This is a genomic window from Kitasatospora sp. NPDC048662 (genome assembly GCF_055587065.1).
The window spans coordinates 1-22,176 of sequence record NZ_JBVJHA010000014.1; the positions used below are offsets into that span (position 1 = coordinate 1).

General features: G+C 74.0%; 19 protein-coding genes and 1 pseudogene. 13 read left to right on the forward strand and 7 right to left on the reverse strand.

The features are described 5' to 3' along the window. A pseudogene (locus ACZ6R9_RS28655) lies at positions 1-109 on the forward strand (electron transfer flavoprotein subunit alpha/FixB family protein); the annotation flags it as partial. A gap of 73 nt (positions 110-182) precedes the next feature. On the opposite strand, the gene ACZ6R9_RS28660 reads toward ACZ6R9_RS28655, so the two are convergent. Further along, positions 183-1,556 carry a S53 family peptidase gene (locus ACZ6R9_RS28660; protein WP_465541291.1) on the reverse strand — a complete coding sequence of 458 codons (1,374 nt, stop codon included), beginning with the start codon at positions 1,554-1,556 and terminating at the stop codon, positions 183-185. 357 nt (positions 1,557-1,913) lie between these two features. On the opposite strand from ACZ6R9_RS28660, the gene ACZ6R9_RS28665 reads away from it, so the two are divergent. The 4 genes from ACZ6R9_RS28665 (at position 1,914) to ACZ6R9_RS28680 (ending at position 6,347) form a co-directional block, all read left to right on the forward strand. Next, positions 1,914-3,332, forward strand: coding sequence for an acyl-CoA synthetase (locus ACZ6R9_RS28665; RefSeq protein ID WP_465541293.1), 1,419 nt, complete (start codon positions 1,914-1,916; stop codon positions 3,330-3,332). A gap of 142 nt (positions 3,333-3,474) precedes the next feature. Further along, positions 3,475-4,527, forward strand: a complete 1,053-nt coding sequence (locus tag ACZ6R9_RS28670) for an NUDIX domain-containing protein (protein ID WP_465541295.1) — start codon at positions 3,475-3,477, stop codon at positions 4,525-4,527. Positions 4,528-4,679: 152 nt separating this feature from the next. Beyond that, the gene (locus ACZ6R9_RS28675) at positions 4,680-5,363 is read left to right on the forward strand and encodes a DUF4184 family protein (RefSeq protein ID WP_465541297.1); all 684 of its coding nucleotides are present in this window, start codon (positions 4,680-4,682) and stop codon (positions 5,361-5,363) included. Positions 5,364-5,444: 81 nt separating this feature from the next. Next, a complete protein-coding gene (locus ACZ6R9_RS28680; RefSeq protein WP_465541299.1) occupies positions 5,445-6,347 on the forward strand; it encodes a phosphotransferase in 903 nt (300 codons plus the stop codon). Between the two features lie 123 nt (positions 6,348-6,470). On the opposite strand, the gene ACZ6R9_RS28685 is transcribed toward ACZ6R9_RS28680, so the two are convergent. Then, positions 6,471-7,016 (reverse strand): carboxymuconolactone decarboxylase family protein, encoded by a 546-nt coding sequence (locus tag ACZ6R9_RS28685; RefSeq protein WP_465541301.1) that lies wholly within the window; start codon positions 7,014-7,016, stop codon positions 6,471-6,473. A gap of 294 nt (positions 7,017-7,310) precedes the next feature. Between ACZ6R9_RS28685 and ACZ6R9_RS28690 the strand changes: the two genes are divergently transcribed. Both ACZ6R9_RS28690 and ACZ6R9_RS28695 read left to right on the forward strand, forming a co-directional pair. Further along, positions 7,311-8,525: a geranylgeranyl reductase family protein gene (locus ACZ6R9_RS28690; RefSeq protein WP_465541484.1), complete on the forward strand. Its 1,215-nt coding sequence runs from the start codon at positions 7,311-7,313 to the stop codon at positions 8,523-8,525. Between the two features lie 136 nt (positions 8,526-8,661). Beyond that, positions 8,662-9,300: a hypothetical protein gene (locus ACZ6R9_RS28695; protein WP_465541303.1), complete on the forward strand. Its 639-nt coding sequence runs from the start codon at positions 8,662-8,664 to the stop codon at positions 9,298-9,300. A 7-nt stretch (positions 9,301-9,307) separates the two neighbouring features. Here ACZ6R9_RS28695 and ACZ6R9_RS28700 read toward each other — a convergent pair whose 3' ends face one another. Then, the gene (locus ACZ6R9_RS28700; protein ID WP_465541305.1) at positions 9,308-10,294 is read right to left on the reverse strand and encodes an ArsR/SmtB family transcription factor; all 987 of its coding nucleotides are present in this window, start codon (positions 10,292-10,294) and stop codon (positions 9,308-9,310) included. A gap of 82 nt (positions 10,295-10,376) precedes the next feature. On the opposite strand from ACZ6R9_RS28700, the gene ACZ6R9_RS28705 reads away from it, so the two are divergent. Next, positions 10,377-11,648 (forward strand): MFS transporter, encoded by a 1,272-nt coding sequence (locus ACZ6R9_RS28705; RefSeq protein ID WP_465541307.1) that lies wholly within the window; start codon positions 10,377-10,379, stop codon positions 11,646-11,648. 176 nt (positions 11,649-11,824) lie between these two features. On the opposite strand, the gene ACZ6R9_RS28710 is transcribed toward ACZ6R9_RS28705, so the two are convergent. Next, positions 11,825-12,982 (reverse strand): glycoside hydrolase family 19 protein, encoded by a 1,158-nt coding sequence (locus tag ACZ6R9_RS28710; protein WP_465541309.1) that lies wholly within the window; start codon positions 12,980-12,982, stop codon positions 11,825-11,827. A gap of 196 nt (positions 12,983-13,178) precedes the next feature. Here ACZ6R9_RS28710 and ACZ6R9_RS28715 point away from each other — a divergent pair, with 196 nt between their 5' ends. The 3 genes from ACZ6R9_RS28715 (at position 13,179) to ACZ6R9_RS28725 (ending at position 16,428) form a co-directional block, all read left to right on the forward strand. After that, a complete protein-coding gene (locus tag ACZ6R9_RS28715; protein WP_380485074.1) occupies positions 13,179-13,943 on the forward strand; it encodes an enoyl-CoA hydratase family protein in 765 nt (254 codons plus the stop codon). Positions 13,944-14,056: 113 nt separating this feature from the next. Next, entirely contained in the window at positions 14,057-14,821 is a 765-nt protein-coding gene (locus ACZ6R9_RS28720) for an acyltransferase (RefSeq protein ID WP_380485072.1), read from the forward strand. Positions 14,822-14,850: 29 nt separating this feature from the next. After that, complete coding sequence (locus ACZ6R9_RS28725) at positions 14,851-16,428, forward strand: SMI1/KNR4 family protein (RefSeq protein ID WP_465541312.1); 1,578 nt, start codon at positions 14,851-14,853, stop codon at positions 16,426-16,428. A 260-nt stretch (positions 16,429-16,688) separates the two neighbouring features. Here ACZ6R9_RS28725 and ACZ6R9_RS28730 read toward each other — a convergent pair whose 3' ends face one another. Next, complete coding sequence (locus ACZ6R9_RS28730; protein WP_465541314.1) at positions 16,689-17,897, reverse strand: MFS transporter; 1,209 nt, start codon at positions 17,895-17,897, stop codon at positions 16,689-16,691. Between the two features lie 56 nt (positions 17,898-17,953). Here ACZ6R9_RS28730 and ACZ6R9_RS28735 point away from each other — a divergent pair, with 56 nt between their 5' ends. After that, entirely contained in the window at positions 17,954-19,162 is a 1,209-nt protein-coding gene (locus ACZ6R9_RS28735) for an ROK family protein (protein WP_465541316.1), read from the forward strand. A gap of 136 nt (positions 19,163-19,298) precedes the next feature. Here the strand turns inward: ACZ6R9_RS28735 and ACZ6R9_RS28740 are convergent, their stop codons facing one another. Then, positions 19,299-20,027 (reverse strand): polyprenol monophosphomannose synthase, encoded by a 729-nt coding sequence (locus ACZ6R9_RS28740; RefSeq protein ID WP_380485064.1) that lies wholly within the window; start codon positions 20,025-20,027, stop codon positions 19,299-19,301. Between the two features lie 144 nt (positions 20,028-20,171). Here ACZ6R9_RS28740 and ACZ6R9_RS28745 point away from each other — a divergent pair, with 144 nt between their 5' ends. Next, positions 20,172-21,038: a PhzF family phenazine biosynthesis protein gene (locus ACZ6R9_RS28745; protein WP_465541318.1), complete on the forward strand. Its 867-nt coding sequence runs from the start codon at positions 20,172-20,174 to the stop codon at positions 21,036-21,038. Positions 21,039-21,157: 119 nt separating this feature from the next. Here ACZ6R9_RS28745 and ACZ6R9_RS28750 read toward each other — a convergent pair whose 3' ends face one another. Then, positions 21,158-22,063: a UTP--glucose-1-phosphate uridylyltransferase gene (locus tag ACZ6R9_RS28750; protein WP_380485060.1), complete on the reverse strand. Its 906-nt coding sequence runs from the start codon at positions 22,061-22,063 to the stop codon at positions 21,158-21,160. Between the last annotated feature and the right edge of the window lie 113 nt (positions 22,064-22,176).

Here is a 22,176-nt window from a genome sequence, read left to right on the forward strand (position 1 = left end):
CAAGGACCCCGAGGCCCCGATCTTCGAACTCGTCGACTACGGCGTCGTCGGCGACCTCTTCACCGTCCTCCCCCAGCTCACCGACGAGGTCAAGGCCCGCAAGGGCTGACCTGTCGAGGCTGAACTGCGGCGCGGCCCCCGGGAGTTGTCCCGGGGGCCGCGCCCTTTTCGCGCCGTGGCGATCAGCGTCCCGCGAGGGTGCGCACGAAGCGGTTGGCGTCGATGGTGCCGAGGCCGGACGCCAGGTCGTAGCCCTTGACGGCCTGGTACCCGGTCACGCCATTCCAGGAGTTGTCGCTCTCGGTGACGTCCGTGATGCCGCTCCACTGCGGGGGCAGCGCGGCCATCGCGTACAGGCGCGGGTTGAGCTGGCCGAGGCGGTGCCCGGCGAGCTGGTTCGCGAGCGCCACGATGCCCGAGAAGATCGGGGTGGCCTCGCTGGTGCCGCCGGTCAGGTGCCAGCCGACCCGGGTCGGGTCGTAGGACTCGTACGTCCAGGCGGCGCCGTCCACGGCCGCGCTCATCGAGATGTCCGGGGTGCCGCGGTGGTTGCCGGTCACGTGCGCCACGCCCGCCTGGTACCAGGGGCGGTCGAAGACGCCGGAGACGCCGCCGCCCGCCGCGCCGTAGTCGTCGTGCCAGACCTTGTCCGGGGCGGTGCGGTTGCCGTTGTTGTCCAGGGTCAGCTGGGTGCCGCCGATCGAGGTGACCAGCGGGTCCGCCGACGGCCAGGAGTTGACCCGGTACGGGTACAGGTCGGTGCCGTTCTCCATCGCGTCGGTGGCGCCGTTGTCGCCGGACGCGGCGAGCACCGTGACATCCTTGGCGGCGGCGAACCTGAAGGCGTACCGCAGGCTCTCGATGGACTTGAAGTCGCCCTTGTCGAAGCCCGGGAAGGTGTTCTCGGTGGCGCCGAAGCTCTGCGAGATCACGTCCACGTCGCGGTGCTGCATCAACGCCTTCTCGGCGTCCATCATCTCCGGCAGACCGGTGACGCCCTCGGTCTCCGCGACGCCGGTCTCCACCAGCACGATGTGCGCGTCCGGGGCCACGGCGTGCGCGTACTCCACGTCCAGGGTGGTCTCACCGGCCCAGCCGGTGTGGTCCGGGTTGCTCGGGTCGAACACCGGGACGTCGCCCCACTTGACCACCTCGACCTGGGTGTCCGGGATGCCCCACTGCTTGTCGAACACCTCCAGGTCGTGCTGGATGGTCGGCGAACCGAAGGAGTCGACGATCACGATGGTGCGGCCCTTGCCCGTGATGCCCTGCTGGTACAGCGGGTTCAGGTTGTAGGCCTGGCGGTACTGCAGCGGCGAGTAGCAGTGGATGCCGATCTGCGAGACGCAGTCCGAGGTCGATATCGGCGCGACCCGGCCGAGCGCGTCGATGTGCCCGGCCGAGGCGGGGCGCAGCTGGAAGGCGGCCGGCAGGTGCAGGTCGGCCGCCGTCCGGGCGGTCGCGGTGGCGCCGGTCAGGGCGGTGGCCCCGACAGCGAGCAGCGCGGCGGCCCGCAGCGCGGTGGAGCGTCGGGGACCCGCGGTGGCGGGGTGCATGCCCAAGGGGACTCCTCGAGGAGACGGTGCCCGGCCGGACCGGTCGGGGCGGACCCCTATCCCACCGGGACCGGCGGGGCCGGGCCATAGTCCGAGACGGGCGGTGGGGATGGTTCCGGTCGGCCACCGGAATCGGTAAAGGAAAGGGAGGGATCCGGTAACGCCCCAGCTCAGCACGGGCGGTGACGCGCCGCCAGGCGGAGGGCGCCGCAGGTGTACTCCGGCGGGTCCGGCTCGTAGAGTCGGGCGGCATGGGACTGCTGAGGCGACTGGACGGCGGGTACGAGGTGACGGCATGGGGCTGCTGACGGCGTTGGACGGTGTGTTCGGGGATCGTGCGGACGGGGTGGTGACGGCATGGGGTTGCTGAGGGCGTTGGACGGTGTGTTCGGGGACGGCCCGGACGCGGTGGTGGTGGACGGGCGGGCGCTGTCCCGGGAGGAGTTGCTGGGCGCCGCCGGTGCGGTCGCCGAGCGGGTCGCCGGGGCACCCGCGCTGGCCGTGCTGGCCCGGCCCGAGCCGGAGACGGTGGTGGCCGTGGTCGGCGGACTGCTGGCCGGCGTCCCCGTGGTGCCGCTGCCGCCCGACTCCGGGCCGCTGGAGCGCGCCCACATCCTGCGCGACAGCTGCGCGACCCTGCTGGCGGGCACCCGGCTGCCCGAGGACACCGAAGGGCTGACGGCCCTTCCGGTCCGGCTCGGCGACCGGCCGAGCGGCCAGTGGCGGCCCGCCGCCGACGACCCCGACCGGACCGCGTTCGTGCTGTACACGTCCGGCACCACCGGCGCCCCCAAGGGCGCGCTGATCCCGCACCGCGCCGTCGCCGCCGGACTCGACGGCCTCGCCGACGCCTGGCAGTGGAACGCCGAGGACACCCTCGTCCACGGCCTGCCGCTGTTCCACGTGCACGGCCTGGTGCTCGGCGTGCTCGGCGCGCTGCGCACCGGCAGCCGGCTGGTGCACACCGGCCGGCCCACCCCCGCCGGGTACGCCGCCGCCCGTGGCAGCCTGTACTTCGGCGTCCCCACGGTGTGGTCACGGATCGCCGCCGACACCGAGGCCGCCCGCGAGTTGGCCGCCGCCCGACTGCTGGTGTCCGGCAGCGCCCCGCTGCCCGTCCCCGTCTTCGAACAGCTGCGCCGGCTCACCGGCCAGGCCCCCGCCGAGCGGTACGGCATGACCGAGACGCTGATCACCGTCGCCACCCGGGCCGACGGCGAACGGCGGCCCGGCGCGGTCGGCGTGCCGCTGCCCGGCGTGCGCACCCGCCTGATCGGCGAGCACGGGCAGCCCGTGCCGCACGACGGCGAGAGCGTCGGGGACCTCCAGATCCAGGGCCCCACCCTGTTCGACGGCTACCTCGGACGGCCCGACGCCACCGTCGAGTCCTGGACCTCCGACGGCTGGTTCCGCACCGGCGACGTCGCCGTGATCGGACCAGACGGCTTCCACCGGATCGTCGGCCGCGCCTCCGTCGACCTGATCAAGAGCGGCGGCTACCGGATCGGCGCGGGCGAGGTCGAGGCTGCGCTGCGCGACCATCCCGGGGTCGCGGACGCTGCCGTGGTGGGCGTCCCCGACGACGACCTCGGGCAGCTGGTGGTCGCGTACGTGGTCGCCTCGCGGGCCGACTTGGCGCAGGACCAGCTCGTCGACTTCGTGGCGAAACGGCTGTCGGTGCACAAGCGCCCCCGGCGGGTCGTGCTGGTCGACGACCTGCCGCGCAACGCGATGGGCAAGGTGCTCAAGAAGCGGCTGCTCGACCCGGACGCGTGAGCCGGAACTCCCGGACGCGGACCGGTCCTCGCGGGGACTCCTTTCAGGGCCCCGGGGAGTGGGTACCACTGGGATGGCGCGGGGCCAGGGCCTCGCGCTGCCCGGCGGACCGGCCGGGCCGGCACGGAGGGGCAGGGGTGCTGTGATCGTCTGGGTCAATGGGGCATTCGGAGCGGGCAAGACGAGCGCCTGCCGGGAGCTGACCGGGCTGCTGCCCGGAAGCGTGCTGTTCGAACCGGACACCGTCGGGACGCTGCTGCGCGCCACCCTGCCGCCGGGCCGCCTCGCCGAGGTGACGGACCCGCAGGAGCTGCCCGCATGGCGGCGACTGGTCGCCGAGACCGCCGCCGCGCTGGCCGGGGAGGCGACCGGCCCCGTGCTCGTCCCGATGACGCTGCTGAGCCAGCAGCACCGCGACGAGATCTTCGGCTCGCTGGCCGGGCGCGGTCTCCCCGTGCACCACGTGGTCCTCGACCCTGTCGAAACGATTCTGCGGGCCCGGATCGCCACCCGGCAGGACGTCCTCGGCGACGCCGGCTCCCGGCAGCGCAGTCGGGAGGCACTGCCCGCGTACCTGGTCGCGCGGGGCTGGCTGGCCGGTGACGCGCGGATGATCGACAACGGAGTGCTGACGCCGCGCCAGACGGCTGAGCGGATCGCCGAGGTGGTGCGCAGCGGCGCCGCGCGCTGTCCGATCGTGCGGACCGAGGGCGGGGACGGCGACACCGTGGCCGCCGCGGTGCTGCTGTTCGACGACCGGGACCGGGTGCTGCTGGTCGACCCCGCGTACAAACCGCACTGGGAGTTCCCCGGCGGCGTCGTCGAACGCGGCGAAGCACCGACCGCCGCCGCCGTCCGGGAGGCCGCCGAGGAACTCGGCCTGCGCCTGCGCCCCGAGGAGCTGCGCCTGCTCGCCGTCGACTGGGAATCCGGCGCGGGCGGCGGTGGTGGGCGTGGCGGCCTGCGCCTGGTCTACGACGGCGGCCGGCTCGGGCCCTCCGAGGTCCTGCGGCTGCGCCTGCCCACCGGGGAACTCCGTGACTGGCACTTCGCCACCCTCCGGGAAGCCGCGCAGATGCTGCCCGCGACACGGCTGCGCCGGCTGGTCGCTGCGCTTGAGGCCCGCACGGAGGGCGAGTTGAGGTACTTGGAGGGCGGGCGGCGGGCGGCGACGGGGGCTGCGTCGGCGCGGTGAGAGGGCCTCGTGGGGCGGCGGGGCTGCGGGCGCGGGGTGGGGCGGCTGCTGGGCGTTGACCAGGCGTATGGGTGGCGGGTGAGTGGTGTGGTGCGTCGCGGGGCTGCGCGTTGACCGGTGAGCGGGGGGTCGGGGCTGGGAGGATGGCGGGTATGCCGTTCACGTTGAGTCATGTTGCGGCCGTGCTGCCGGGGTTGCGGGGGGCCCGTCGGAAGGGGGCGGTGGTGGCGGCCGGGCTGGTGGCCGGGGCGATGGCGCCCGATGTGCCGTTCTTCGCCGAGTCGGTGGTGCCCGGGGTGTACCGGCACGGAGATCTGACGCACCGCTGGTGGGCCGCCGGGACGGTCGATGTGGTGATCGGGGCCGGGCTGGTCGCCGCCTGGTACGGGGTGTGGCGGGGCCCGATCGCCGAGGCCGTCCCCGGGGCGTGGACGGGGCCCGTGCCCGAGGGCCGGCCGGCCGCAGGCGAGTTGGCGCTGGCCGCCGGGGCGGTGGCGGTCGGTGCGGTCAGCCACCTGACCTGGGACGCCTTCACCCATCACGGCCGGGCCGGAGTCCGGGCGCTGCCCGTGCTGGAGCGGCGGGTCGGGCGCGTCCCGCTGTACACCGCCCTGCAGTACGGCACTTCGCTGCTCGGCCTCGCCCTGCTGGCCAGGCACGCCGGGCCCTGGCGGTCCGCAGACCGTCGCACCGCCGCGCTGCTCGCCGCCGCGACGCTGCTGGGCGCGGTCGAGCGGGTGCGACGCGGCGAGCGCGGCGTCGTGGACGAGGCGTGCTTCGGCGCCGGCGCGGGGCTGGCGGTCGGGGCGGCGCTGCTGGGTGCGGCGCGGGGCTGACGGGGTGGGCCCGCGGGCGTTGTCGCTGCGCCGCGAACCAGGGAGGGCACGGGGGGCCGGTGGCGAGTAGCGTGACTTCGCATGACTGAAGCCGAGATCGAGGTGAGCGAGGGTCTGGTCCGCGCGTTGTTGCGGGACCAGCATCCGGATCTGGCCGGGCTGCCGATCTGTGAGGTGGCGGGCGGCTGGGGCAATCAGATGTGGCGGCTCGGGGGTGAGTTGGCGGTTCGGGTGCAGCGGATGGACAGCGGCCCGGACTCGCAGCTCAAGGAGCGGCGGTGGCTGCCGGCTCTCGCCCCGCGGCTGCCGCTGCCGATTCCGGTGCCGGTGCGGGACGGGGTGCCGTCCGGGCGGTTTCCGAAGATCTGGACCGTCATGACGTGGGTTGAGGGCACGCCGCTGGACCACGGTTCGATCACCCGGGGCGATCACGCGGCGGACGTGCTGGCGGACTTCCTGAAGGCGCTGCACGTGGCGGCGCCCGCCGAAGCGCCGGGCTCCGCGGACCGCGGTGGTCACCCCGGGGAGTGCACGGAGGGGTTCGAGTACTTTCTGCGGGCCGTGGACGACCTCGGCGGGCTCGCCGCGACGGACGTCCGGGCGGTGTGGGACGACGCGGTGGCGGCTGCGGGGTGGGAGGGGCCGCGGGTGTGGGTGCACGGTGACCTGCATCCCGCGAACGTGGTTGTCGCGGACGGGACGCTGGCGGGCGTGGTCGACTTCGGCGATGTGTTCGCGGGGGACCCGGCCTGGGATCTCGCGGCGGCCTGGCTGCTGCTTCCGGCGGGTGGGGCCGCGCGGTTCTTCGACCGTTACGGGGTGGCCGACGAGGCGGCGGTCCGGCGGGCGCGGGGGCTGGCGGCGATGAAGAGTCTGTTCCTGATGCTGATGGGGCAGAACGGGGACCGCGGTCTGCCCGGCGGGAAGCCGAACTGGGGGCCGGTCGGGCGGTCGGCGCTCGGTCGCGTCCTGAAGGGCCTCTGACGCCGGTTCTGTTCGACCGGGCAATGCCCGGCACTTGTCGCCGAACCGGGTTGGTTCCTGGGCGAGTTGTGAGGTGGGGCCGCCGCCCGGGCGGGGTGTCCGGGCGGCGGGGGAGGGGCCGGGTTACTCGCCGGGCTGGGGGAGGTAGCCGTGGTCGGAGAGGTGGGCGCCGATCATGCGGTAGACCTCGGGGTCGTCGGGGGTGAGGGCGGCGAGGCCGTCGACGTAGCGGTTGTACATGCAGAACGCGGAGGCGATCAGCACGGTGTCGTGGATGGCCGCGTCGTCCGCGCCGACGGCCCGCGCGGTGGCGATGTCCTCCTCGGTGACGGACAGTCCGCTCTCGGCGACCTTGCCGGCGAGCCGGAGCAGGGCCCGCATCAGGTCGGAGACGGGCGCGGTGTCCAGGTCGCGCTGGACGGCGGCGACCAGGTCGAAGTCGCCGTCCAGGCGGTGCGCGGCGGTGGCGCCGTGGGCGGCCGCGCAGTAGCGGGTGCAGTTGAGGGAGGAGACGTAGGCGGCGATCAGTTCGCGTTCGCCGACGGACAGCGGGGATTCGCCGCGCAGGAGTTGCTCGGCGAGTTCGCTCAGGCGAAGGCCGGACGCGGGGTTGAAGGCGAGCAGGCCCCGGATTCCGGGGTGGGGGGCGGGGAGCGCGATATGCGGCATGGGCTTACTGAACCGGTTCGGGATGCTCTTGGCAAGGCCTTGACCTGCGGTTGTGCCGTCACAGCGGGTAGGCGGCAGGCCGGTTGGGCACGCGGCCTCCGGCTGCCGTTCGGCAAGGGCGGGTCCTGGCCGGAGACCGGTGCGGGCAGATTAGGATGGGCGACCGTGACTGACACCGGTAGCACCCAGGACCTGGACCCCGTCGAGCCGGTCGCGGCCCTTGCCGACGACGCCGGTGACGAGGCGTTGGACGTTGCGTCGGACGAGCCGTCGGACGCCGCGTCGGAGGAGAGCGTGAGCACGGACGCGGGGGCGGATGCCGAGCGGGCGGCGCTGCTTGACGGGGTGTGGGACGTGGTGGTGGTCGGCGCCGGACCGGCCGGATCGTCGGCGGCGTACGCGGCCGCGGCCCGGGGCCGGCGGGTGCTGCTGCTCGACAAGGCCGAGCACCCCCGGTACAAGACCTGCGGCGGCGGCATCATCGGCCCGTCCCGCGACTCGCTGCCGCCGGATTTCAAGCTCCCGTTGCAGGACCGGATCTCGGCCGTCACCTTCGCGCTGAACGGCAAGTGGACCCGCACCCGGCGTTCGAAGCGGATGCTGTTCGGCGTGGTCAACCGCGACGAGTTCGACCTGCGTCTGGTGCAGGCCGCCGAGCAGGCCGGCGCGGTGCTGGTCACCGGCGTCACCGCGACCGGTGTCGAGCAGCAGGGCGGCGACAGCCGCACCGTGTTCGTGACGCTGGCCGGCGGCGGGCGGGTGGAGGCCCGGGCGGTGGTCGGCGCGGACGGCTCCGCCAGCCGGATCGGCCGTCATGTCGGCGTCAGCTTCGACCAGATCGACCTGGGCCTGGAGGCGGAGATCCCCGTCCCCGAGGCGGTCTCGCGCGAGTGGGCCGGCCGGATCCACCTCGACTGGGGCCCGCTGCCCGGCTCGTACGGGTGGGTGTTCCCGAAGACCGACTCCGGGACGCTGACGGTCGGTGTGATCGCGGCGCGCGGGCAGGGCGAGCAGACCAAGCAGTACCTGGCGGACTACATCCGGCGGCTCGGCCTGGCCGGGTTCAAGCCGCTGGTGGAGTCCGGGCACCTGACGCGCTGCCGGGCCGAGGACTCGCCGCTGTCGCGCGGCCGGGTGCTGGTGGCCGGCGACGCGGCCGGCCTGCTGGAGCCGTGGACCCGCGAGGGCATCTCGTACGCGCTGCGCTCGGGCCGGCTGGCCGGCGAGTGGGCCGTGCAGGTCGCCGAGGCGAACGGGGCGGCGGACGTGCGGCGTCAGGCGCTGAACTACTCGTTCGCGATCAAGGCGGGCCTGGGCGTGGAGATGCGGGCCGGCAAGATCATGCTGGCCTCCTTCGAGAAGCGCCCGCACCTGTTCCACGCGGCCGTCTCGCTGGTCACCCCGGCGTGGCGGGCGTTCGCCCGGACCACCCAGGGGCACACGACCTTCGCGCAGATCATGCGGGACCACCGGGCGGCGCGGAAGCTGGCGTCGGTCGCGGGGCGGTAGCTTCGACGCGGTCATGGATCCGCCCGGGGAGGGGAGTTCCCTTCTCGGGCGGATCCGTCTGCGTTGCGGGTCGCGGGGCCGATCGACTGGGGCCGTGATCTGCGGATTGTCGGTGCCGGCTGGCAGCATCCTCGGCATGGGACTCGATGTGGTGGTGGGGGCGCTGATCGGCGCCGAGGAGGATGTGGCGGACTGGTTCCGCGCGGAGTGCGTGACGATCCGCACCGTGCTGGAGCACGAGGGCCTGCCCGGCTGGCAGGAGCCGGTTGACGGGCCCCGGTTCAGCGACCGCGTGTGGGGGTACTCGGGGCTGCACACGCTGCGCCGCGTGGCCGCGCACCTGGCCGCGAACGGGCAGCTGCCCGAGCCGCTGGCAGAGGGCGAACGGGCCTCCGAGGACCCGGAGTTGAGGGAGGCGTACTTCGACATACCGGACGACCCGGCCGGCCCGTTCGACCACCTGATCCACCACTCGGACTGCGAGGGCTACTACGTCCCCGTGGACTTCGGACCGGTGCTGACCGACGAGGAGCTGTCGGGCGGGATGCTCGGGTCCTCGGTGCGGCTGCTGGCGGAGCTGACGGCGGTGGCCGAGGCGCTGGGCCTGCCCGAGGGCCTCGACCCGTACGGGGACGAGGTCACCGCGGTGCTCGACGGCGAGGTCGCGGACCCCGAGGGCTGGCGGCGCTACGGCACCGAGTCGTTCATCTGCCTGCTGCTGATGCGGGCGGCCCGGCACTCGGTGGAGACCGGAGCGGTCATGGCCTTCTGCTGACGCCCGGTCACGGTCCGATCAGCTGCTCGGCGAGCGGGCTGCGCGCGTACAGCACCAGGCGGCCGTGCCGGGCGCGGGTGACCAGGCGGGTGGCGTGCAGGACGGAGAGATGCTGGCTGACCGCGCCCGGGGTGACGCCCAGGCGGCGGGCCAACTCGGTGGTGGCGGTGGGCTCCTGGAGCAGCGCCAGCAGGCGGGCCTTGGGCATGCCGAGCAGCTGCTCCAGGGCCTGCGGCGCGGGCGGCGGGTCGGCCGGGCCGGTCAGGTTGCCCTGGCCGCGCGCCACGTAGCTGATCGACGGGGTCAGGCCGGGGCCGATCGCGGTGATCGCGCCGCGCGCGAAGCAGGTCGGCAGCAGGGCCAGGCCGCGCCGGTCCACCACGATCTCCAGGTCGCCGCAGCCCCAGTTCCGGTCGATGGTCAGCACCCCGTCCGTCCAGCGCAGCCGGTGGTCGAGGTCGGCGAACAGGCCGGCCGCGCCGCGTTCGGCCAGCACCCGGGCGCGGTGCACGATGTCGGCGTGCAGCACCGAGCGGGCGCGCGGCCACCAGCCGGGCTCCAGCACCCGCGTCCAGTACTGCTCCAGGGCGTCCGTGATCAGCCGGATCAGCTCCGCCGGACGGTCGTCGAAGGCGGCGAGCAGCGGCGGGATCTCCCGGTCGTGCGGCAGGAAGGTGATGGCCAACTCGCTCCGCAGCCGGGCCGGTTCGAAGGCGCGGACGACGGCCAGCTCGGCCGCGAAGTCCGGGAACGGGACGCTCGGGCGGGGCGTCAGGAAGTCCGGCACGTACTTGTTGCTCGCCACCAGGGCGCGCAGCAGCGGCGCGGCCGGCAGCGCCTCGAAGGCCGGGCGCATCGCCTCGAACGCCGCCCCGTGCGGGTACATGCCCGGGTGCGTCCACATCCGCAGACTGAGCACCGCCTCCTGGAGCGGCGAGCAGGCGAAATAGGTGGCGGCCAGATCGGCCAGGCCCAGCCGGAACCGCAGCGTCATGGTGCTCCCCCCGTGCGGGCCGAGGATTCAGGCCCGGGCTAAATCAATACCACGAGCGCTCCGTACCCGGTCTGATCGGATCATGACCGCCACTGAACTCGCGGCCGACGAGGCCGCGTTGCCCAGCCATGCCCCCAGCCAGGTTCTCGGCCGGCTCGCCCGGCTGCTGCCCCAGGACCCGGTGCTGCGCCGGCTGTCCGTGATCACCCTGATCAACACGGCCGGCAACGGCCTGTCGATGACCCTGTCGGTGCTGTTCTTCACTCGCATCCTGGGGTTCGGGGTCGCGCAGGTCGGCGTGGTGCTGACCGTCGCCGGGGCGGTCGGGTTGGCGGCGGGCGTGCCGGCGGGCTGGCTGTCCGACCGGTTCGGGCCCAAGCCGGTGCTGGTGGTGCTGCTGGTGGCCCAGGGCGTGTGCTCGGTCGGGTACGTGCTGGTGCACGACCTGACGGTGTTCGCGGTGCTGGCCTGCCTGTTGGCCGCCGCCGACCGGGGCGGCATGGCGGTGCGCGGCGCGCTGTTCGCCGAGGTGCTGCCCCAGGACGGCCGGGTGGCGGGCCGGGCCTACCTGCGTTCGGTCACCAACATCGGCATCGGGCTGGGCACGGTCGCCGCCGCCGCGGTGCTCCAACTCGACAGCCGGGGCGCGTACTTGACGGCACTGCTGTTCGACGGCGCGACGTACGGCGTGATCGCGGTGATGTACCTGCTGATGGTGCACGTCCCGCCGCGCACCGCCGAGCAGGCCGCGAAGGCGAAGGCCGAGGGCGGGGTGCTGGCGGTGCTGCGGGACGGGCGCTACCTGGCGGCGACCGGCCTGAACGCGGTGATCACGCTGCAGTTCGTGATGATCGAGGTCGGCGTGCCGCTGTGGGTGGTGCGGGAGACCGACGCGCCGCGCTGGATGGCGGCCGGCGCGCTGCTGGTCAACACCGGGCTGGTGATCGCCCTTCAGGTGCGGGCCACCCGGGGCACCGAGGAGATCGGCGCGGCCGCCCGGGTCTTCCGGCGCGGCGCGCTGCTGGTGGCCGGCTCGTGCGCGGTGCTGGCGCTGGCCGCGGGCCTGCCCGGCTGGGCCGCTGCGCTGGTGATCGCCGCCGGTGTCGGGCTCCAGGCGCTCGGCGAGGTGTACAGCCAGGCGGGCGCCTGGGCGCTGGGCTACGACCTGGCGAAGGAGCACGCGCAGGGCGCCTATCAGGGCGTGTTCAACACCGGTATGTCGGGCGCGATGATGTTCGGTCCGGTGCTGATCACCTCGGTGGTGATCGCCAACGGGACGGTCGGCTGGCTGCTGCTGGCCGCGATGTTCGCCGCCGCGGGCGCCGGGATGACGCTGCTGGTGCGGCGGGGCTGAGCGTGTTCCGGCGGCCGGGCTGAGTGTGCTCTGACGGCACGGCTGAGCGGGTGCTGACGCGGCGCTGGGCGTGTTCCGACGGCGGCGCTGAGCGTGTGCTGATGCGGCGCTGTGCGTGTGCTGACGGCGGCGCGGGTGACGGTTCGTGGAGGACCGCCGCCCGCGCCGCTGTCGTCCTAGCAGGTCAGGTTGGAGCCGGTGGGGACGCCGAGGATGGCGGCGAAGCCGGTGTAGGCGTTGACCCGGCTCTGCACCTGGGCCGGGTTGCCGCCGTTGCACTCCAGCGCGCCGTTGATCGAGCGGATGGTCTCGCCGAAGCCTTTACCGTTGACCATGGCGTTGTGCGCGGTCATGGTGCCCGGGCCGTTCTGCGTCATCCAGTACCAGATGCCGGTCTTCCAGGCGACGGCCGCGTCGGTCTGCACCAGGTTCGGGTTGTGCAGCAGGTCGATGCCGAGCGCGTCGCCCGCCGCCTTGTAGTTGAAGTTCCAGCTCAGCTGGATCGGGCCGCGCCCGTAGTAGGCGGCCTGGCCGGCCGGGCAGCCGTAGGGCTGGGTGGTGTCGCAGTAGTGCGGGTAGTTGGCGGTGTTCTGCTCGACGACGTACACCAGCCCGCCGGTCTCGTGGCTGATGTTGGCGAGGAAGGCTGCCGCCTCCTGCTTCTTCACGGTGTCGGAGCCGGTGCCCGCGAACGCCGGGTAGGCGCTCAGGGCCGCGACCAGTCCGCTGTACGTGTAGAACGGGTTCCGGCTCGGGAACATCTGGTTGAACTGGGCCTCGGAGACCACGAATCCGCCCGGATTGGGGGTGGCACTCGTGCTGGTGCTGGGGCTGGGGGACGGCTGGTCGACGGCGCAGTCGGACGGGCTCCAGTACCAGGTGGAGATGGTCGGGTCGTAGCCCGGGTTGTCGTGGGTGGCGACGTAGAACCGGCCGTTGGGCGGGTACTTGACCACCGTGCCGGTGGTGTACTGGGTGCCCGCGACCCAGATCTGGAAGGCGCAGACCGTGCCGGTGGGGTTCGGGCTCGGCGTGTTGCCGCCGCCGGTGCCGCAGGCGCCCTGGTCGGCCCAGACGCCGCTGCCGGCGGTGCTCGGGGTCTCGCCCTGGGTCCACCACTTGGCGTTCCAGTTGTGGCCGTTGTACGAGGCGGTCATGCCACCGGTGTACACCTGCGAGGCCGAGTAGGGGCTCGCGCAGGCGGTGGCCGCGGTGGAGGGGGCCGGCACCAGGACGGCCAGTCCGGTGGCGGCCAGCGCGCCGGTCAGCAGGGCGGCGACCTTGCCGCGGCGGGAGTGCGAGCGGTGCGGGGAGAGTGTGCGGGTGGGAAACATCGGTCACTCCTTGTGGGGGGAACGAGCGGTGTGCCGAGCACTCAACCCAGGGTGACCGTTAACAGTCAATAGGTCTATACCTTAAGAGAACTGAGGGTGCGTACCCGGCGGGTACTGGCCAGTGGGGCCGCTGTCGTGCCAGGGTGCAGGCGGACACCGACCGACCCACCCTCAGCCGGAAGGCAGACCAGCCCAGATGACCAGCGAAGCGCCCCTCCTGCGCCGCAGCACCGCCGACGCCGTCGCCATCCTCGAACTCGACTCCCCGCACAACCGCAACGCGCTCTCCACCCGGCTGATGGCCGAACTCACCCAGGGCCTCGCCGACGCCGCCGCCGACCCCGAGGTCCGCGCGGTCGTCCTCGGCCACACCGGCCGGGTGTTCTGCGCGGGCGCCGACCTCTCCGAGGCCACCGGCGACGACCCCACCGTCGGACCGCGCGGCCTGGTCGCCCTGCAGCGCGCCATCGTCGACTGCCCCAAGCCCGTCATCGCCCGCCTCGACGGCCACGTCCGGGCCGGCGGACTCGGCCTGGTCGGCGCCTGCGACCTCGCCGTCGCCGGACCCGACTGCACCTTCGCCTTCACCGAGGCCCGCCTCGGCCTCGCCCCCGCCGTCATCTCGCTGCCGCTGCGCCCCAAGCTGGAGCCGCGCGCCGCCGCCCGCTACTACCTCACCGGCGAGACCTTCGACGCCGCCGAGGCCGCCAGGATCGGCCTGGTCACCGAGGCCGCCGACGACACCGGCGCCGCGCTGAAGACGATCCTGGACGCGCTGCGGCTGTGCTCGCCGCAGGGCCTCGCGGAGTCCAAGTACCTTGCCAACGCCGCCGTCCGGGAGTCCTTCGAACGGCACACCGAGGAACTGGTCGCCCAGTCCGCGCGGCTGTTCGGCTCCGAGGAGGCGCAGGAGGGCATGCGGGCGTTCCTGGAGAAGCGGCCCGCGCGCTGGGTGCGCTGAGTCGGCTGCGCCGGCCGGGCGCGTTGACCTCGCCGTTCGACGGAAGTTACCGGCCGGTGTGAGTTTGGTCCCGTTGTCCGTCGCGGGCCGCCACCGGCCGATACGGTGAGCGCATGTCGATCGTCCGCGCGCTGCTGGGGTCCGTCCGTGAGAGGTCGCGCCGGGCGGCCGGGCGCGCGGTGCACCGAGGCTGGCGCTGGGTGCAGGACGCCGGCGCCGTCAGCAACCGCAACCCCGGGCCGTACCGGTTCGGGGAGCTCGGCGACGGCACCAAGCTGGCGTTCCCGCTCGGCACCGTCTTCAACGAACAGTGGATCACCATCGGCCCGTTCTCCATCATCGGCGAACGCGTCACCATCTCGGCCGGCTTCCTGCCCGGGCTCGACCTCGGCCCCGAGCCGATCGTCCGGATCGGCGGCGGCTGCGTGATCGGCCGGGGCAGCCACATCGTCGGCCACCAGCAGATCGTGCTCGGCGACGACGTGTGGACCGGCCCGAACGTCTACATCACCGACCAGGCCCACGAGTACCGCGACACCGAACTGCCCATCGGCAAGCAGTGGCCGCGCAACGAGCCCGTCTCGATCGGCGCCGGCTCCTGGATCGGCACCGGCGCGGTGATCCTGCCCGGCGCCCGGCTCGGCCGCAACGTGGTGGTCGCCGCCAACTCCGTGGTCTCCGGCGAGGTTCCCGACTTCACGGTGGTGGCCGGCGCCCCCGCCCGCCAGGTCCGCACCTGGGACCCGGAAGCCGGCTGGCAGCCCCCCATCCGCCACGAGGCCCCCCGCCCCGTCCCCGAGGGCGTCACCGCCGAACAGCTCCGCGCCCTGGTCGGCTGGGACCTGCGCCTGCCCGGCGAGAGCGCCCCCGAGGCGTAACTGTCGTACGGCGCTGGGACGATGACGCCATGAACGAACAGCTGGGCAGCGACGGCGCCGGTCTTGAGCAGGCGGCGCGGCAGATCTTCGTGCGGTTGGCGAGCACCGCGCCCGCGCAGTGGACGGCCCTGCGCCTGGACTTCCGTGGTGGGCCGGTCCATCGGTGGGTGGACGGCCACTGGACGCTGGCCGACGGCACCCGCCGCCACACCGTCCCCGACACGGCGGACCTCTACGCGCTCGCCACCGCGATCGGCGCGCTGCGCGGCTGGCCCCGGACCCGGCTCGAACTGCACCACCAGGCCGACGGCCCGTTCACGCTCACCGCGACCCGCGACACCTCCCTCACCCGGCCCGCCGGGGGCGGCCACGGGGCCGTCCTCGACCCGGACCTGGCGATGGCTGCCCCCGGCGAGGACCGCCCCGACTCCACCGCGCCACCGGCCGGCGACCCCGAACGGGCCGCCGACCTGCTCCGGGCGTCGATCGACCGTCGGGCCGAACTCCTCGGCCACCGCGCCGAGTTGCCCCCGCCCGCCACGCCGCAGCGGATCGTTGAGGCCGAGGCGACCCTCGGTTTCCCGCTGCCCGCCGACCTGCGCGCCCTGTACCTGGTCGCGGACGGCAGCGGCGAGAACGACGTGCTCGACGGGCCGCGCCTGCTGTCGCTCGCCGAACTCCCCGGCGCGCACGAGCACTTGGCGTACGCCGCCCCGCCGTTCGACTGGAACAGCCCGGACGAGGCACTGGTGCAGTGCGAGCCCGGCCCGCTCGACACCGTCCGCCGCCGGCACCACCACCCGGCCTGGCTGCCGTTCGCCACCGACGACTCCGGCAACTACTACGCCGTAGACCTCGCCCCCGCCGAGGCCGGCCGCCCCGGTCAAGTGATCGAACTCGGCGGCGACTTCTACGAGGGCCCCGCCTACCGCGCGGACTCCGTCACCACCCTGCTCGCCCGCTGCCTCGACCTGCTGGACCGCGGCTGCTACGAGATCGAGGACGACGAACCGCCGTACCTCGAGTTCACCGAATCCGCCGAGGAACCGGACGGCCCGCAGACCGTCCTGACGGCCGCGACCACGCCCGGCACCGTCCCCGCCACGCTGCTGCACGCCCGCCTGACCGGCCCTGCCCCCGTCCTCGCCCCGCTCGCCGCCGCACCCCGGCTGCGCCACGTCACCCTGGCCGCCCGCCCCGCCGACGGGCTCGGCGCGCTGCGCGGCGTGGCCCTCGAACACCTCACCGCCACCCTGGCCGGTGACGACCTCGCGCCGCTCGCGGGCCACCCGCACCTGGGCGTCCTCGACCTGTCCGGTGACGGCCCGCTCGACCTCGCCGTGCTGCGCACCCTGCCCGCCCTGTGGTGGCTGGACCTGTCGCGCTGCCGGACGCTCGACGTCGCCGTCCTGGGCGAGTTGGCGGGCCTGCGGCACCTGGCGCTGACGGCCGCGCAGTGGGAGGCGCTGACGGTGCTGCCGCCGGGGCTGGTCTCGGCCCGGCTCGCCGACCGCGACACCACCGCCGAGCAGGCGGCGGCCTGGGCGGTACGGCTCGGGCTGGTGCCCGGCGAGCCGTACCGGGTCACCGGGGCGCACAGGAGCTGAGGGCGCGGCACGGGGTGCAACGGCTGTCGCAGGTGGGCATCACCGGCAACCGGGAGGGGCGGATCGGTGTGGTGAGGGCTGTCGGGTGGGGCAGGACGCTCCCTCGTAAGGACGGCGCGTGAGCCGGACGCCTGCGGGCCCAGGCCCGATACGGACTGAGTCCGTCAACGTCGAAGACCCCGCTCGCAGTCGGCGAGGGGGGTCTTGTCGGTTGGGTGTCGGTCGTCGTGGAGCCGCCGGGAGGTGGAGGGGACGGGCCGTCAGGCCGGGTGGCGGGTGGTGAGGGAGAGGAGGGCGGCGAGGGCGGAGGTGGTGGCGACGGTGAGGAGGGCGAGGGGGAGGGTGGTGGCGTCGGCGAGGAAGCCGATGACCGGGGGGCCGATGAGCATGCCGGCGTAGCCGAGGGTGGAGGCGGTGGCGACGCCCTGGGGGCCGGCGGTGGCGCCGGCGCGGGCGATGGCGAGGGGGAAGATGTTGGCCAGGCCGAGGCCGACCAGGACGAAGCCCGCGAGGGCGGCGGGGACGGACGGGGCGAGGGCGGCGGTGGTCATGCCCGCGCAGGCGGTGAGGCCGCCGAAGAGGACGAGGCGGGTCTGGCCGAGGCGTTCGGTGAGCCAGGTGCCGGAGAGGCGGCCCGCCGTCATGGCGAGGGCGAAGGCCGCGTAGCCGGCGGCGGCCAGGGCGGTGGTGGCGTGGACGTCGTCGGTGAGGTGGAGGGTGGCCCAGTCGGCGAGCGCGCCCTCGCCGTACGCGTCGCACAGGGCGGTGAGGCCGAGGAGGAGGACAAGCAGGCGGGTGTGGCTGGAGAGGCGTGAGGTGGTGGGGGAAGGGTCGGTGACGGGGCGCGGGCGGGCCGCCGGGGCGCGCAGCAGGGTGGTGCCGGCGGCGATGGTGACGGTCAGTCCGAGGGTGGCGGCCAGGGTCAGTGACCAGGCTGCGGAGAGGTGTCCGGCGAGCAGGCCGCCGACTGCCGCGCCGAGCAGGCCGCCGAGGCTGTAGCCCGCGTGGAAGCTCGGCATGACGGGCCGTCGGAGTTCGGCGACCAGCTCGACGGCGGCGCTGTTCATCGCCACGTTGGCCGCGCCGTACCCGGCGCCGAACAGCAGCAGGACGGCGCCGAGGGCGAGCACGGAGTGGGTGTGCGCGGGCAGGGCGATGGAGAGGGAGAGCGCGGAGAGGGCGGCGACCGTGACGGGGCGTGAGCCGTAGCGCAGGCAGAGCCGGCCGACCAGGGCCATGGTGGCGACCGCGCCGGCCGAGATGCAGAGCAGGGCCAGGCCCAGCGCGCTGTGCGAGGCGGCGACCTGGGCGCGGACGTCCGGGATGCGGACCACCCAGGCGGCGAACAGGAAGCCGTCGGCGGCGAAGAAGGCGGTGAGGGCGAGGCGTGCCGCCGACCAGGAGGAGCTGCGGCCGGACGGAGAGCTGAGGGCGGAGGAGCGGGCTTCTGTTTTGTTCAGTAGCGGCACAAAGTCAGAATAGGGGAGTGCCGCACACACCTTCAAGCCAGCATCGGAGCCCCGCCGTGAGCAGCCCGCGCCGTACCGCCCCCGACCGCGGCCGCACCCTGCTCGGCCCGGCGCTGCGCCTGATCCACACCGGGCAGGCCCCCACCCGCTCCGCGCTCACCGGCGCCCTCGACGTCACCCGTGCCACCGCCGGCGCGGTCACGGCCGAGCTGGAGGCGCTCGGCCTGATCAGCGTCGACTCCCGCCCGGCCGGCGGCGGCCGCGGCCGCCCCTCGCACCGCCTCGCGCTCGCCGACCCCGGCCCCGCCGTGCTCGCCGCCCAGCTGCACGCCGACGGCGTCTCCGCCGCGCTGGCCGGTCTCGGCGGCCGGCTGCTGGAGTCCGTCCACCTGCCGCTGCCCGCCGACACCTCGCCCGCCCGGCTGCTCGGCGCGGTCGCCGAGGCGGGCGCGCACCTCGCCCGAGGCAGCCGCCGCCGGGTGCTCGGCTTCGCGCTCGCCCTGCCCAACCCCGTCACCGAGCCCGACGGCACCGCGCTCGCCGCGCTGCACTTCGACTGGCCGTCGGGCACCCCCGTCGCCGAGCTGTTCGCCGAACAGGTGGCCGGCGCGGATCTCGGCCCGCGCGCCCGCAGTGCGCTCCCGACCGCCGTCGCCAACGACGCCAACCTGGCCGCACTCGCCGAACACCGGCACGGCGCCGGCCAGGGAGCCCGGCACCTGCTGCTGGTCACCTCCGGGCACCGCGGCGTCGGCGGTGCGCTGGTCGTCGACGGCCGCCTGCACACCGGCAGTTCGGGCCTCGCCCTGGAGGTCGGCCACCTCACCGTCGACCCGCTCGGTCGGCCCTGCCCGTGCGGCAACCGCGGCTGCCTGAACGCCGAGACCGACACCGACGCGCTGTTCGCCGCCGCGAAGCGCCGCCCCGACCCGGACCGGCCGCTGCTGCCCCAGGCCCGCGAACTGGCCCGCGACCCGGAGGCCGCCGACGCCGTCGACCACCTGGTGGAGCGCCTCGGCCTGGGCCTGGCCGGGCTGGTCAACATCCTCAACCCCGACCGGATCGTGCTCAGCGGCCTGCACCAGGACCTGCTGGCCGCCGCCCCCGACCGGCTCGCCGCCGTGGTCGCCGAACGCTGCCTGTGGGGGCGCAGCGGACGGGTGCCGATCGTCCCCGCGCAGGTCGTGCACGCCGGGCTGGTCGGGGCCGCCGAACTCGCCTGGGAGCCCTACCTGGACGACCCGCAGGCCGTCGCGGCGTCCTGAAACGCGAGTGGCGTTTTGAGACGCGAACGGCGCGGGAAACGTCGGCGGCCCCGGAAACGCGAACGGCGCGGAAACGCGAACGGCGCGGGTGACGGATCGTCAACCCGCGCCGTTCAGCGCACTGCCAGGGGCGGCGTCACTTGCCGAAGCGGAGCTTCCACGGAGCGACGGCCGACTCCAGCTGCACGCCCAGGCTCATCTTCGACATGCCCTCGACCCGCTCCTCGAAGCGGATCGGCACCTCGGCGATGCGCATGCCGTGCTTGACCACGCGGTAGTTCATCTCGACCTGGAACGAGTAGCCGTTGGAACGCACCGACTGCAGGTCGACCCGGCGCAGCGCCTGCGCCTCCCAGGCCTTGAAGCCCGCCGTGGCGTCCTTGACCTTCAGGTGCAGGATCGCGTTGACGTAGAAGTTCGCCCACGCGGACAGCGCCTTGCGGTGCCACGGCCACTCGGAGGCGGTGGAGCCGCCCGGGACGTAGCGCGAGCCCAGCACGACGGAGGCGTCGGTGGTGGTGAGCTTCTCCACCATGGCGGGGATCGCGGTGTGCGGGTGCGACAGGTCGGCGTCCATCTGGATCACGATGTCGGCGCCGTTCTCCAGCGCCTGCGTCATGCCCGCGATGTAGGCCCGGCCCAGGCCGTCCTTGTCGGTGCGGTGCAGCACGGTCAGCGTGCCGCCCGACTCGGCGCCCAGCTTGTCCGCGACGTCGCCCGTGCCGTCGGGGGAGTTGTCGTCCACTACCAGAACGTGCAGGTTCGGCATGCCGAGCTCGCCCAACCGACCTACCAGGATCGGGAGGTTCTCCCGCTCGTTGTACGTCGGAACAACCACAACAACCTTCGGGTGGGCCTCAGCCATGTTTCTTCTATCCTCGATACGGTTATGAGAGCCGGATGCGGCAGTCTAGCGTTGATCCCCGCACGTACGTTCCGGGGGGCCGCCCGGGTGCCGCACGGGAATCGCGTCCGGGAATCGGTGCGCCCGCCTGCCCGTTCACCGGGCATGACCGACAACACGCAGGCCGATCCCGCCGAACCGCTGCGCTACGCCGCCTTCACCGCCGACCCGGCCGGCGGCAACCCCGCCGGTGTGGTGCTGGACGCCGCCGCGCTGAGCGACGAGCGGCAACTGGCCCTCGCCGCCGAGCTCGGCTACTCCGAGACGGCGTTCCTCACCGAGGTGCCCGACCAGCCGCGCACCCGCACCGTCCGCTACTTCAGCCCGCTGACGGAGGTGCCGTTCTGCGGGCACGCCACCATCGCTGCCGCGGTGGCGCTGGGTAAACTGATCGGCCCCGGCGAGCTGTTGTTCGAGACCAAGGCCGGTCCGGTGCCGGTGGAGGTGGCGCGCACCGAGGCCGGAGAGTTCACGGCGACGTTGACGAGTGTTCCGTCGCACGTCGAGGAGGTCGCCGCGGAGGACGTCCTGGAGGCGCTCGACGCGCTCGGCTGGCGGGCGGAGGAGTTGGACGAGAGGCTGCCGCCGATGATCGCGTACGCCGGTGCCCGGCACCTGGTGCTGGCCGCCGCGACCAGGGCCCGGCTGGCCGACCTCGACTACGACTTCGACGCGCTCGCCGCGCTGATGCGGCGCCTGGAGCTGGTGACCCTTCAGCTGGTCTGGGAGCAGGACGCCACCACCTTCCACGTCCGCGACCCGTTCCCGGTCGGCGGCATCGTGGAGGACCCGGCCACCGGCGCGGCCGCCGCCGCGTTCGGCGCCTACCTGCGCCACCTGCGGCACCTCGGCGCCGCCCGGCTGACGCTGCACCAGGGCGAGGACCTCGGCCGGCCCGGCCTGCTGACCGTGGACGTGTCCGCCGAGGACACCCGGGTGCGGGTCACCGGCCGGGCGGTGCGGATCTCCTGACGTTCCCTCGGCCCCGGGGCGGTTCAGCCGGTGTCGGGGCCGAGGCGGGTTCGGGGCAGGCCCGGGGCGGTTCAGCCGGTGTCGGGGCCGAGGCGGGTTCGGGGCAGGCCCGGGGCGGTTCAGCCGGCGTCGGGGCCGAGGCGGGTACGGGCCAGGTCGAGCAGCGGCGGGCCGTAGTCCGGGTGCGCGAGGGCGTGCGCGAACTGGGCGAGCAGATAGGCGTGCGGATTGCCGGTGTCGTACCAGCGGCCCTCGATGACCTGGCCGTAGACGGCCCGGCGGGACGCGTACGCGTTCAACGCGTCGGTGAGGTACAGCTCGCCGACCGGGTTGGCCCGGAACTGCCGGTACTGTTCGCGCAGTTCGTCCACCACGCCGGGCGTCAGCACGTAGCCGCCGATCGCCGCGTAGTGCGACGGGGCGGCAGACGGGTCGGGCTTTTCCACCAGGCCGGTGATGCGCAGCGCGCCGTCGCCCAGGTCCTCCTTGACCACGGGGACGCCGTAGCGGTGCGACTCGGCCGGGTCCATCGGCATCAGCGCGAGCACTGGGGCGCTGGTCTTCTCGTGCGCGGCGATCAATTGGCGGGCGCGCGGCACCTGGGACACGAACACGTCGTCCGGCCACAGCACCAGGAACGGCTCGTCGCCGAAGTCGCGGGCCGCGTTCAGCACCGGGGTGCCGTTGCCGTACGGGCCGTGCTGGAACAGGTAGGTGATGTGGCCGCGCCGGGACAGGTCGGCGACGTCCTCCACCGCGTCGGCGTACGCGTCCTTGCCGGCCGCGCGCAGTTGGGCGACCAGCGCCGGGTTGGGGCGGAAGTGGTCCTGGATCAGCGACTTGTCGCCGGACACCACGATGGTGATGTCGGTGATGCCGGAGTCGATCAACTCCCGCACCGTGTGCTCGATCACCGGCCGGTCGCCGACCGGCAGCATCTCCTTCGGGGTGGCCTTGGTGAGCGGGAGCAGCCGGGAGCCGAGGCCGGCCGCGGGGATGACGGCTCGGCGGAGGGTGGCGCGCATGGGGCCTCTTCCTGTTCCTGGGCGGTCGCGGACGGCACCGACCGTACCAACGCCGTCGCGCTGGGTGACAGCCCCGTACTGCGGCGGGAGTAGGTGTGTCTGCTCCGCGGGGC